Consider the following 13,332-nt stretch of genomic DNA (forward strand, 5'->3'; position numbering starts at 1 on the left):
ATTTAAACTTAAGTATTTTCTCTAAACGTCATGGGATCGTAGGTTCAAATCATCTCGTGCCGACCAAATAACCCTGAAGAGCCAGCCTTTATGGCTAATTTTTTCAGATGATTGCGATGATAAAACTATTGGGCGTTTTAATGAAACCTCCGCGCTGCTTTTTAATAACCTTATAAGCATTCCAACTTATACATTATCAGCACATCCGCGATCGACGCTAAACGCTGTAGCCGCGTATTGAACCTTATTTCGCAATCGCTAAAATATATATTACCCTATGAGATATAACTGCTATTCTCCTATTTTATATGCTAAGGACTCAGCATGTACCACAAGATACTTGAGCAATACCCTAACGCCGATTTATCAGCCTTCACCGTTCTGGATAACGGTAAAACCGGCTATGGTCAACGTTTTGATGACAACTGGGAAAACCGTCAACGACTGGCACAGATACTCTTTCCGCTAATCGCTCCTAACCATAAGCCATTACTGCGTTTTTTAATTGAACAGGAAATTATCTGCTGTCGTGATTACGATGGAGGTTCATCCCTTCTTAAAGCACTTTGCTTCATGCTCTATACGATGGCGGAAATAGAGGATAGTCATCTCTTTTATCTTGCTAAATTTAATACTAATTTTGATGTGCGTATTGAAGCGGATATTGAGCCGATTTTTGGCAAGAATAAAGATGAGACTAAGCGCTATTTTGCCCAAAGTGAACCGGAACTGGTTAAAGCCATAGAGGAATATGAAACTCGCCCTTATCGTAGCCATAAGGAGTATATTCGCTGGGTTGAAGAAAATAACATGATGGAGTACTGGCTTAATGAGCCTTAACTCTTTAAAAATAGATATGGAATAAACTCAGTTTACTTATCTTATCGCCCTCAAAAATGCATTGCCGGAAATGATGTTTAGCCCATCGTTCACTTTTCTTTCGACATAAAATATAAAATTCGAGGTATGTACCTCGATATCAACCGTTTACCTAAAAATTTAATTTCACATTGTAACTATATCAATAACCCCCCTGCATCCGCAGTTTTTAACAAGAATCATCAATAAACAAAAATAATAAATTACGCATGGTTATAGTTTACATAATTTATCACTTGCTCTTTTAAATATAGATAACCCTAATCACCATAAATAAAAATACAATTAAAACTCATTTAAAATTATATAACCATTAAAAAGCAACTCTTACAACTTCAATGATATAAATTTCAAACATAAACAATCGATAATGTTGATTTTACTTATAATTAAGATTTAAATATCAAATAAACACATAAACTCGATCCAATAGTTTGCATCACTGTTAAATAGTGGAATAATGGCCTACATATTAGCTTAAAAGCTAATTTATCAAATCTTATGAACTGAATTACTAACTCATATAACACCCTGTTTTCAGGGCTGTTAAGTAATTCTGTATTCCAAAGGAATGAATAATCAGGATGAGGATATTCATGAAGACTAAAATACCACGCCTTACTCTATCTATTGCCTCGATACTTGCACTCTCTTCAATACAGTCAGTTCATGCAGGAACAAGCGCCTGTTCCGGGAATTATCCCACTGAGACTTGCGTTGTCGGTGGCTATGACATCGTAAATAAAGACGTAAGTACTGATACTTATTTACAAGAAGGTGAAACCAAAGGTACCGAGGACGACCACTTTACTGTTTATGGTAATGGCAATTTAAACCCTGATGCCTGGGGAACTGATATCAATACGCTCAGCGTCGGTCAAGGAACGCTAAAACATACGGTTGTTGATGGCGGAGCGATATACGTAACAGAAACTGAAGCAGGAAATACAACGCTGGGCATCGGACGTATCGAAGACACTAAAGTCAATAACGGCGTAATTTTCCTTAATAGTAGAACAACAGCAACCAACACCACCATGACGGGTAAAAGCCTGATGTTAGTGGGCCAGGGGCCTAAATTTACCGGTATGTTCCCACAGGATAGTCCTAAGAGCTTTAACACGGTATTACACGATCAATCCCGTGAGATTATCAGTAATAAAGGGACGGCTACCGGCACAAAACTCTATGGTGAATCAGTACAAGATGTCGGCTATAACTGGCCAACAGAAACAACGCGATCAAGCGTCAGCTCGGGTGGCGATATAGAGATTGTTCCACCACCACCGGTCACGCCGGGTAAAAGTACCGGAACCGCGATTAATACTGAGCTATATGATAATTCTCGGCAAAATGTCTATTACTTGGCAGAGAATACCTCGCTAAAACTAAACGCGACGGGTGGCGGCACACCATTACAATATGTTTATAACGGCGCTATCACCAATAATACAACGGTTGAAACCGGATTTTCTATTATTGCAAAAGGCGGTAAAGCAACTGGCGTTATGAATATATCCGGTTCAGGCAGCGTTATGCTGGAAGCATCGGCCGATAATGCACTGATTGCCGAAAATGTAACTTTAAATGATAGCGACAGTCGGTTAATTCTCTATACCGCTGATACCACGAATAATCAAGTTACTGTTGGTCATCTTATTAACAATGGCATCACACAGTTTAGTGATGTTATTGCCGGTTCGACTCAAGAAATTAATAGCTTTAATCCTGTGACGCTGAATGTCGATAATCTTAGTGGTAACGGCACTTTTGCTATGCATGCCGATATCGGTGCCGGAATCGGTGACTATTTGCAGGTCAATCAGTTGGCTGGGTCAAGCGAGAATAAATTATTTATCGCCAATAACGGTGCCGCTAAAGCGAAAGATACCGATGTCTTGTCTATGGTTAACGTAGAAAACGGAGCCACTGATGCCGGGCAATTTACGTTGGCTAATACTGTCGAACAGGGTGGTTACCAATACGGCCTGAGAAAAAATGGCAATGAATGGGAATTATATGCACTAACGGATAATCCTGAAGGCCCAGGTCCTAATCCCGATCCGGGTGAAAATGGTGGTGGCGGAAACATTACTACCACGGCTGATGCCGGTGCTAATTTCCTGAATATTGGTTATCTCATGAACTATGCAGATACCCAGACCCTGATGCAACGCATGGGCGATCTGCGCCAGGATAACCAACATGGAAATATGTGGTTCAGAGGCTTCGCCGGTAAATTCAATTCATTCTCCGGCGGTAAATTAAGCCGTTTTGATATGAATTATGAAGGTATGCAGATCGGTGCAGATAAGCGTATCTCTGCCGAGATGCCGCTATTTATTGGTGGTTATATCGGTACAACTAAAGGCGACCCTGATTATGCCTCCGGAGACGGTACGGCTAAATCAAGTAATATTGGTCTGTACACTACCTATATGGCTGACGGTGGCTTCTATCTGGATGCTATTGCCAAATACTCCCATATTAAAAATAACTTTAACGTTCGTGATACCCAAAATAACCAGGTTCGGGGCAACGGTAACTCCGGTGGAGTGAGCGTTTCTCTGGAAGCCGGCCAGAAGTTCAAACTAAGCCAGGCTGACAGCGGCTTCTATATTGAGCCTCAGGCTCAGTTTAACTATAGCCACCAAAATGCCACGGATATCAACGCATCTAACGGGTTAAAAGTCAGCTTAGGCAGCTATGAATCGATGCTCGGCCGGGCCAGCGCACTGTTTGGATATGAACTCAATCAGGGCAACAATAAAGTGAATGTTTACCTGAAGACCGGCTTAGTACGTGAGTTTGAAGGTGACGTCGGTTACCAACTAAACGGCTCTCCGGAACAGCATAGCTTTAAAGGAAACTGGTGGAATAACGGTATAGGTGTGAGTGCCCAGATTAATCAACAACATACGCTATATCTGGATATTGACAGTTCAACCGGAAATAAATTCGATCAACGCCAGGTTAACGGTGGCTATCGCTTTAGTTTCTAATCACACAAGCTGATTTGTACTGAACTTACTCAAGGCCGTGCCACGATTCAGATGGTACGGCTTTTTTTATTGATTCTAGCAGTAAGATTAAATAAGCCCGCACTAATCCCTCTCTCCCTTACGTCACTATTCTTTCTGTCAGCCATCACTGAGAGTCGCGATGCATATCATGCAATCCGATATTGCTATTGCAAATTCACTTCAATATACTATATATATATACAGTACAAATGAACATTATGAGGTTCACCATGCAAGTTGAAATTTCAATTCGTAAAGACGATAAGCTGCCGAACGGTGCTGAAGCCGCATTAAAAGAAGAACTGGAAAAGCGCTTACACTGCCATTTTGCTGATGTACGTGTAAGAGTCAGGCGTGGTAGCGGTAACGATATTACCGTATTGGGTGGATTAAAAAGTGATAAAGAGTTGGTGACCGAAATATTGCAACAAACTTGGGAAAGTGCCGATGACTGGTTCGATGTAGATTAATGAAAAAATCTACCAACAAAAATTACCTGCCCTATGACAGACACAAATAAAGCCAGCTTGATGCTGGCTTTATTTAAATTTATCAAAGCGCGATTAATTTTATTTAGCCTCTCTCGCCTGCTGTAATTTTTCGGATTTTTGACTCCATTCTGCGGCAATTTTCTCATTTTTTTCCACGCCAATGCCCTGCGAGTACATCCACCATAGATTACTATGGGAGCCGATATCGCCTCTGTTAGCCGCCTCGGTATAAATTTCAATGGCCTTTTTATAGTCAATCTCCATTCCCTTGCCTTTTTCATACATAAAGCCAAGAGCCCGCATTGCATCCAAATTCCCCTGAGCGGCTGACTTCTCATACCAATATTTCGCTTTGACATAATCAATCCGCTTGTTTCCACCATCATCATGGGATGCAGCTAATTGATACTGTTCAAAAGCATCATCAGCAGTTTCGCTATCATCTGATGCTTTACTGGAACCATGTGTTGCTAATGATGACGGCAGAGTATCTAACGCTAAAGTAGCCGCACATTTAGGATCCTTTCTCATCTCATCAATACGTTCACTAGCACGACTATCGTTATACTCCTCAGCTTGTTCAAACCACTTTAAAGCTTCACCACAGTCTGTTTTTACGCCAAGCCCTTCGTAGTACATGTCACCAATATTTTTAAGCGCATTTTTATCGCCCTGATCGGCCGCTTTTTTGTACCACGCTAAGGCTTTATCAAAATTCTGATCTATCTCCCTACCTTTTTGGTACATGTAGCCAACGTTATTTTGCGCGTCAGCATTGCCATTTTTAGCCGATTTCAACCACCATTCAAAGGCAGTCGCATCACTCGTTGGTGCGCCAAGGCCAAAGTTGTAAAACTTTCCAATAACAAACTCAAGATCGGCATTCCCCTCTTTATGCATGGCTAAAAGGTAATCCAACGCTTCTTTTGCATACTTTCCATCCCCTTGATACTCCTCACCGGCAGTACAACAAAAAATAGAAAAGTAGAGCTCAGAAAGCCGATTTAATGCATCAACGTCGCCTTTATCAGCCTCAATTTTTAGCGGGTTGATAATGGCACTTAGCTGTTCGTCAGGCTCTGCGTTTGCTACCCCTGAATTCAGTAACAAGAAGAAAGAAAGGACATACCGAATAATAATTACAGGCGTTCGGCTAAGGAGCATATTATTGATTTTCATAATTGATACCGTGTCGGTTTATAGATGTTTATCCCGCCGTTATCTACAGACAAAAAAGCCAGCATAATGCTGGCTTTTTTCTTAATCACCAAGAGAGATTACTCTTCTTCCGGCTCTTCTGAATCATCTTCATCGAGCTCTTCAGAATCGATAACGTCGAGATCTTCTTCGAGGCTTGCGGCAACTAACGCGGGATCAATGCTAGTCACTTCATCGTCTTCTTCCGGCTCAACAACGCGCTGGAGCCCAACTACGTTTTCGTCTTCAGCAGTACGAATCAGAGTAACACCGTGAGTGTTACGACCAACAACGCTGACTTCAGATACGCGAGTACGCACTAAGGTACCGGCATCAGTAATCATCATAATCTGGTCACACTGGTCAACCTGAACCGCACCCACAACGCGACCATTACGCTCACTCACTTTAATTGAGATCACGCCCTGAGTTGCGCGGGACTTAGTCGGATAATCAGCCAGTGCCGTACGCTTACCATAACCATTCTGCGTCACGGTCAGAATTTCACCGTCACCGCGAGGAACAATCAGGGAAACCACGCGATCGGCTTCGCTTAGTTTGATACCACGAACGCCTGCTGCGGTACGACCCATTGGACGAACACCACGAATAGAGCCGTCTTCCAGCTTTTCTTCTTCCAGGAAGCGAACCACTTTACCTTCAGCCGAGAACAACATAATTTCGTTGGTTCCGTCAGTCAGGTCAACGCCAATCAGTTCATCACCCTCGTTCAGATTAACGGCAATAATACCGGCACTGCGCGGACGGCTAAAGTCAGTCAGACGCGTTTTCTTCACGGTACCGTTAGCGGTTGCCATAAAGATATTGCGCCCTTCTTCATATTCACGCACCGGCAGAATAGCGGTGATACGCTCGTTCTGTTCCAGAGGCAGTAAATTGATGATTGGACGACCACGGGCTCCGCGGCTGGCTTCTGGTAATTGATAAACCTTCATCCAGTACAGACGACCGCGGCTTGAGAAGCAAAGAATCGTGTCGTGGGTATTGGCAACCAACAGACGTTCGATAAAGTCTTCTTCTTTAATTCTGGCCGCTGACTTACCTTTACCACCGCGACGTTGAGCTTCATAGTCAGACAGCGGCTGATATTTCACATACCCCTGATGAGACAATGTGACAACCACGTCTTCCTGGGTTATCAAATCTTCGATATTGATATCGGCAGTATTTTCAGTGATTTCAGTACGACGCTTGTCATTATACTGATCGCGAACCGCCTCAAGCTCTTCGCGGATCACTTCCATCAAACGTTCCGGACTTTCAAGAATATAGAGCAGCGCAGCAATTTGCGTCAGCAGCTCTTTATATTCATCAAGCAGTTTTTCATGCTCAAGGCCGGTCAGGCGATGTAAGCGAAGTTCCAGAATTGCCTGAGCCTGTTGCTCAGTTAAGTAGTAGCGCCCGTCACGGATGCCATACTCTGGCTCCAGCCATTCAGGTCGTGCAGCATCATCACCGGCACGCTCAAGCATCGCAGAAACGTTACCCAGCTCCCATGACTGTGCAATCAAACCAATCTTAGCTTCTGCCGGCGTAGATGCCGCACGAATCAGCTCAATAATCGGATCGATATTTGCCAAGGCAATCGCCAAACCTTCAAGGATATGAGCACGATCGCGGGCTTTACGCAGTTCAAAAATAGTACGGCGAGTAACCACTTCACGACGGTGGCGAACAAACGCCTCCAACATTGCTTTCAGGCCCAGCAGCTTCGGCTGCCCCTGATGAAGAGCAACCATGTTGATACCAAAAGTCACCTGCATTTGGGTCTGTGAGTACAGATTATTCAGTACTACTTCACCAACAGAATCACGTTTGATTTCAACCACGATACGCATGCCGTCTTTATCCGACTCATCGCGCAGTGCACTGATACCTTCAAGCTTTTTATCTTTTACCAGCTCGGCGATTTTTTCAATCAGCCGGGCCTTGTTCACCTGATAAGGGATCTCATGAACAATAATTGTTTCACGGCCGGTTTTCTCGTCGGCTTCAACCTCGGCACGAGCACGGATATAAATTTTACCGCGACCGGTCCGGTAAGCCTCTTCAATACCGCGACGACCATTAATGATGGCGGCGGTCGGGAAGTCAGGCCCCGGGATGTGTTCCATCAGCCCTTCAAGGCTAATATCTTCATCTTCAATAAAGGCAAGACAACCGTTAATCACTTCAGCAAGGTTATGCGGAGGAATATTGGTTGCCATACCAACGGCAATACCGGAAGAACCATTCACCAAAAGGTTAGGGATTCGAGTCGGCAGCACCGTTGGAATTTGTTCTGTTCCGTCATAGTTTGGCGCGAAGTCAACGGTCTCTTTATCAAGATCCATCAACAAATCGTGAGCAATCTTTGACATTCTAATTTCGGTATAACGCATTGCTGCGGCTGAGTCACCGTCGACAGAACCGAAGTTACCCTGACCATCTACTAGCATGTAACGCAGGGAGAAAGGCTGAGCCATACGTACAATGGTGTCATAAACCGCAGTATCACCGTGTGGGTGGTACTTACCGATAACGTCACCGACTACGCGCGCCGATTTTTTATATGCTTTATTCCAATCATTACCTAGTACGTTCATCGCGAATAATACGCGACGGTGCACAGGCTTCAGTCCGTCTCGAACATCTGGAAGAGCTCGTCCGACAATAACGGACATGGCATAATCAAGATAAGAGTTTTTAAGCTCATCCTCGATATTGACCGGTGTAATTTCTCTGGCAAGATCGCTCATGGAGCCGCTATCCCTCTATTATTATCAGCCCGGAAAAGGTGCAAAATTATATCACATCTAACCGATTGTTTCTAATATTCACCAAGTCATCTTACCAATTTTCCATTAAAGTCAGACCAGCTATCATTGCCAGCCTCACTCTGAGCATTAAAGCTAACATCTTTATTTGGCAGGAAAANTTTCTTGTCCCTGTTGGATACCACCACTTTGTGATGAATTGATGTATAATTCCGACCATCACATCAGGCAGTTAGGTAACTTTTATGAATTCACCAGAAAATGTCGATCACAACGAAATTGCTAAATTTGAAGCCGTAGCTTCCCGCTGGTGGGATTTAGAAGGCGAATTTAAGCCATTGCATCAGATTAATCCGCTGCGCCTTGGCTATATCCAACTGCGGGCAAACGGTGTGTTCGGTAAGAAAATTTTAGACGTTGGCTGCGGTGGCGGAATTTTGTCTGAAAGTATGGCTCATGAGGGGGCTAAAGTCACCGGGCTGGATATGGGAAGTGAGCCCTTGTTGGTTGCCCGCCTGCATGCGGTAGAAAGCGGCGTCCCGGTCGAATATGTTCAACAAACCGTTGAGGCTCATGCCAAAGAAAATGCGGGCCTGTACGATATTGTTACCTGCATGGAAATGCTGGAACACGTTCCGGATCCCTCCTCGGTTGTTCGCGCCTGCGCTCAGTTGGTTAAGCCCGGAGGCCACGTATTCTTCTCCACCATTAATCGCAATACTAAAGCCTGGTTGATGCTGGTTGTCGGGGCGGAGTATGTGCTGAACATGGTGCCTAAAGGGACGCATGATGCGAAAAAATTCATCCGCCCTTCTGAACTGATTAGCTGGGTAGATCAAACCGCGCTGCGCGATCGCCATATGACCGGCCTTCACTACAATCCGTTACTAAAAACGTTTAAGTTGGCAGACAACGTAGACGTCAATTATATGGTCCATTGCACTAAAGATTGACAGAACGCTGGTCTACATGTGTTAGCGCCGCAGCCTAAAGTGATGCAAATTCAACGGCACAGGAAGCGGCGAAAAATGTTTTCATCGAGCCAGCAAATCAGAGGCCAGATAATAAGCTGCCGTTATTAATTTTTATTAAGTGCAACATTTTTAGACAACCACAAACTCCTTTTAAAGGTTTGCTAATATTTAAACCATTAACCGTCGAATAATTCAGCAGTTAAAAATATTTTGTTTAAAATGGTTAAATATTTATTTCAGATATGTAAGCTATAACCTCTAATGAACACGGGAACTTAGCGCCGTTATCCCAAAAGTTATCCACAAGAATAGGCCATTTTGTTCACTTGCAAAACGCGTCATAGAACACTATCTTGTACCCCATGAGCTTCAAGACCCCTATATATTGTGTTTTGATCATGTAGCCACACTAAGCGCCACATGGCATCTTAATGTGTAAAGCACAAATCTCACGGAAAGGTACGTATTACGCTATGAATCAAAGTCTATTAGTCACTAAACGCGATGGCACCAAAGAACGCATCAACCTTGATAAAATTCATCGGGTCATCGATTGGGCAGCAGAAGGCCTGAATAATGTTTCAGTTTCTCAGGTTGAGCTTCGCTCACATATTCAGTTTTATGATGGCATCAGAACCTCTGATATTCATGAAACCATTATCCGCGCTGCCGCAGACTTAATTTCACGTGATACGCCTGACTATCAGTACTTGGCTGCACGTCTTGCGATCTTCCATCTGCGTAAAAAAGCCTACGGTCAGTTTGAGCCACCGGCTTTATATGCCCATGTAAAAAACATGGTCGAGATGGGTAAATACGATAGCCATCTGTTAGAAGACTACTCGGTCGAAGAGTTCGAGGAGATGGGAACCTACATTGAGCACTGGCGTGATATGAACTTTTCTTATGCTGCCGTTAAGCAGTTGGAAGGTAAGTATCTGGTTCAGAACCGCGTCACCGGTGAAGTGTATGAGAGCGCCCAGTTCCTGTATATCTTAGTCGCTGCTTGCCTGTTCTCACGCTACCCGCGCGAAACTCGCCTTAGCTATGTAAAGCGTTTCTACGATGCTATTTCAACCTTTAAGATTTCACTGCCAACGCCGATTATGGCCGGCGTTCGCACACCAACCCGCCAGTTCAGTTCATGCGTACTGATCGAGTGCGGTGATAGCCTTGATTCAATCAATGCAACCTCTAGTGCCATTGTTAAATACGTTTCCCAACGCGCCGGTATCGGTATTAACGCCGGTAGAATCCGTGCTCAGGGCAGCCCAATCCGTAACGGTGAGGCCTTCCATACCGGCTGTATTCCGTTCTACAAGCACTTCCAGACCGCGGTAAAATCATGCTCTCAGGGTGGCGTTCGTGGCGGAGCTGCAACGGTGTTCTATCCGATTTGGCATCTGGAAGTTGAAAACCTGCTGGTGCTGAAAAATAACCGGGGTGTTGAAGAGAACCGGGTTCGTCATATGGACTATGGCGTTCAGTTAAATAAACTGATGTATCAGCGCCTGGTTAAAAACGAGAATATTACCCTATTCAGCCCGTCAGACGTTCCGGGGCTATATGACGCCTTCTTCGCCGATCAGGAAGAGTTTGAGCGTTTATATGTTAAATATGAAGCCGATTCTTCTATTCGCCAGCGTCAGGTTAAAGCGGTCGAACTGTTCTCTTTAATGATGCAAGAACGTGCTTCTACCGGTCGTATCTATATTCAAAACGTTGACCATTGTAATACCCATAGCCCGTTCGATCCGGTCGTGGCTCCGGTTCGCCAGTCTAACCTGTGTCTGGAAATCGCCCTGCCGACTAAGCCATTGAACGATATCAATGATGAGAGCGGTGAAATTGCACTCTGTACCCTTTCCGCTTTCAATCTGGGTGCCATAGATAGCTTAGATGAGCTGGAAGAGTTAGCCACGTTGGCGGTACGTTCCCTTGATGCCCTGTTGGACTATCAGGATTACCCTATTCTAGCTGCTAAGCGTGGTTCTATGGGTCGCCGTACATTAGGTATTGGTGTGATTAACTATGCCTATTATCTGGCTAAAAACGGCGTCCGTTATTCTGATGGCAGCGCCAACGGCCTGACCCACAGAGCCTTTGAGGCGATTCAATATTATCTGTTGAAAGCGTCTAATGAGCTGGCACGTGAACAAGGCCCTTGCCCGTGGTTTAACGAAACCCGTTATTCTCAAGGCATTCTGCCGATTGATAACTATAAGAAAGATCTGGATAGCCTATGCAATGAACCCCTTCATTATGACTGGGAAGCTTTGCGTCAGGACATTAAAACCCATGGTCTGCGTAACTCAACCCTGTCAGCATTAATGCCGTCAGAGACATCATCACAAATATCTAATGCCACCAACGGTATTGAACCGCCTCGCGGACATATCAGCGTTAAAGCCTCTAAAGACGGTATTTTACGTCAGGTGGTTCCTGACTATGAGAATCTGACCGATGCCTATGAGTTACTTTGGGATCTGCCTAGTAACGATGGCTATCTGCACTTAGTCGGCCTGATGCAGAAGTTTATCGACCAGTCGATTTCAGCCAACACCAACTACGATCCAAATCGTTTCCCTGGCGGGAAAGTGCCGATGAAGCAGTTACTTAAAGACCTGCTCACTGCGTATAAATATGGTGTTAAAACGCTGTACTATCAAAACACCCGCGACGGTGCTGATGATGTACAAGGTGACCTATTACCTGCAAAACAAGACGATGACTGCGAAAGCGGCGCATGTAAGATTTAATCTATTTTGGGGGGCGACTCTGCCCCCAATTTTCAGGGACTTATCATGGCTCATACCTACACTACATTTTCCCAAAACAAAAACGATCAGTTAAAAGAACCCATGTTTTTTGGTCAGCCGGTTAACGTAGCCCGCTATGACCAGCAGAAGCATGAGCTGTTTGAAAAACTGATTGAAAAACAGCTGTCCTTCTTCTGGCGTCCTGAAGAAGTTGACGTTTCCCGCGATCGGATTGACTATCAAGCGTTACCCGATCATGAGAAACATATTTTTATCAGTAACCTGAAATACCAAACGCTGCTGGATTCAATTCAGGGCAGAAGCCCTAACGTGGCCTTTCTGCCGCTGATCTCTATCCCTGAATTAGAAACCTGGGTGGAGACATGGTCATTCTCAGAAACCATCCATTCGCGCTCTTATACCCATATTATCCGTAATATCGTCAACGATCCGTCAATCGTGTTTGATGATATCGTGACCAATGAAGAGATTCTGAAGCGCGCTAAAGATATTTCAGGTTACTACGACGATCTGATCAGAATGAGTAACTATTACCACCTGTTTGGTGAAGGAACTCATCAGATCAATGGTGAAACCATTACGGTCAACCTGCATGAACTGAAGAAACAGCTTTATCTGTGCGTGATGAGCGTGAATGCACTGGAAGCGATACGCTTCTACGTTAGCTTTGCCTGCTCTTTTGCCTTCGCCGAACGTGAACTGATGGAAGGTAACGCCAAAATCATCAAGATGATCGCCCGCGATGAAGCCCTGCACCTGACGGGAACTCAGCACATTATTAATTTAATGCGCAACGGCCACGATGACCCTGAGATGGCAGAGATAGCCATTGAATGTCAGCAACAGTGCTACGATCTGTTTGTTCTGGCAGCTGAACAAGAGAAAGAGTGGGCAGAATACCTGTTCCGCGACGGTTCTATGATTGGTCTGAATAAAGATATTCTGTGTCAGTATGTTGATTACATCACCAACATTCGGATGCAGGCCGTAGGGTTACCGTTACCGTTTGAAACCCGTTCAAACCCTATCCCATGGATTAATGCATGGTTGGTTTCTGATAACGTTCAGGTGGCCCCGCAGGAAGTTGAAGTCAGCTCTTATCTGGTCGGTCAGATTGACTCAGAAATGCATGCCGATGACCTGAGTGATTTCGAACTCTAAATCAGCACTAAATTTCTTTAATACAAAAAGAGCCTGCTAACTATTAGCAG

General features: G+C 44.4%; 8 protein-coding genes. 6 read left to right on the forward strand and 2 right to left on the reverse strand.

Going from position 1 to position 13,332, the window contains the following annotated elements:
* The first annotated feature begins 324 nt into the window (after positions 1-324).
* The 3 genes from YWE_RS0108520 to YWE_RS0108530 all read left to right on the forward strand — a co-directional run bounded on the left by YWE_RS0108520 (position 325) and on the right by YWE_RS0108530 (position 4,372).
* Positions 325-840, forward strand: a complete 516-nt coding sequence (locus YWE_RS0108520; protein WP_029094139.1) for a hypothetical protein — start codon at positions 325-327, stop codon at positions 838-840.
* 635 nt (positions 841-1,475) lie between these two features.
* Complete coding sequence (locus YWE_RS26940; protein ID WP_051323255.1) at positions 1,476-3,881, forward strand: autotransporter outer membrane beta-barrel domain-containing protein; 2,406 nt, start codon at positions 1,476-1,478, stop codon at positions 3,879-3,881.
* Between the two features lie 251 nt (positions 3,882-4,132).
* Complete coding sequence (locus YWE_RS0108530; RefSeq protein WP_029094140.1) at positions 4,133-4,372, forward strand: DinI-like family protein; 240 nt, start codon at positions 4,133-4,135, stop codon at positions 4,370-4,372.
* A 99-nt stretch (positions 4,373-4,471) separates the two neighbouring features.
* Here YWE_RS0108530 and YWE_RS0108535 read toward each other — a convergent pair whose 3' ends face one another.
* Both YWE_RS0108535 and gyrA read right to left on the reverse strand, forming a co-directional pair.
* Entirely contained in the window at positions 4,472-5,572 is a 1,101-nt protein-coding gene (locus YWE_RS0108535; RefSeq protein WP_029094141.1) for a tetratricopeptide repeat protein, read from the reverse strand.
* Positions 5,573-5,670: 98 nt separating this feature from the next.
* Positions 5,671-8,349: a DNA topoisomerase (ATP-hydrolyzing) subunit A gene (gene gyrA, locus YWE_RS0108540; RefSeq protein WP_029094142.1), complete on the reverse strand. Its 2,679-nt coding sequence runs from the start codon at positions 8,347-8,349 to the stop codon at positions 5,671-5,673.
* A 263-nt stretch (positions 8,350-8,612) separates the two neighbouring features.
* On the opposite strand from gyrA, the gene ubiG reads away from it, so the two are divergent.
* From ubiG to nrdB, 3 genes are all read left to right on the forward strand, one after another.
* The gene (ubiG, locus tag YWE_RS0108545) at positions 8,613-9,320 is read left to right on the forward strand and encodes a bifunctional 2-polyprenyl-6-hydroxyphenol methylase/3-demethylubiquinol 3-O-methyltransferase UbiG (protein WP_029094143.1); all 708 of its coding nucleotides are present in this window, start codon (positions 8,613-8,615) and stop codon (positions 9,318-9,320) included.
* A gap of 494 nt (positions 9,321-9,814) precedes the next feature.
* Positions 9,815-12,100, forward strand: a complete 2,286-nt coding sequence (nrdA, locus tag YWE_RS0108550) for a class 1a ribonucleoside-diphosphate reductase subunit alpha (protein WP_029094144.1) — start codon at positions 9,815-9,817, stop codon at positions 12,098-12,100.
* A gap of 45 nt (positions 12,101-12,145) precedes the next feature.
* Positions 12,146-13,282 carry a class Ia ribonucleoside-diphosphate reductase subunit beta gene (gene nrdB / locus YWE_RS0108555; RefSeq protein WP_029094145.1) on the forward strand — a complete coding sequence of 379 codons (1,137 nt, stop codon included), beginning with the start codon at positions 12,146-12,148 and terminating at the stop codon, positions 13,280-13,282.
* The last annotated feature ends 50 nt before the right edge of the window (positions 13,283-13,332 follow it).

The sequence above is a fragment of the Budvicia aquatica DSM 5075 = ATCC 35567 genome (assembly GCF_000427805.1).
GTDB classification, from domain to species: Bacteria; Pseudomonadota; Gammaproteobacteria; order Enterobacterales; family Enterobacteriaceae; genus Budvicia; species Budvicia aquatica.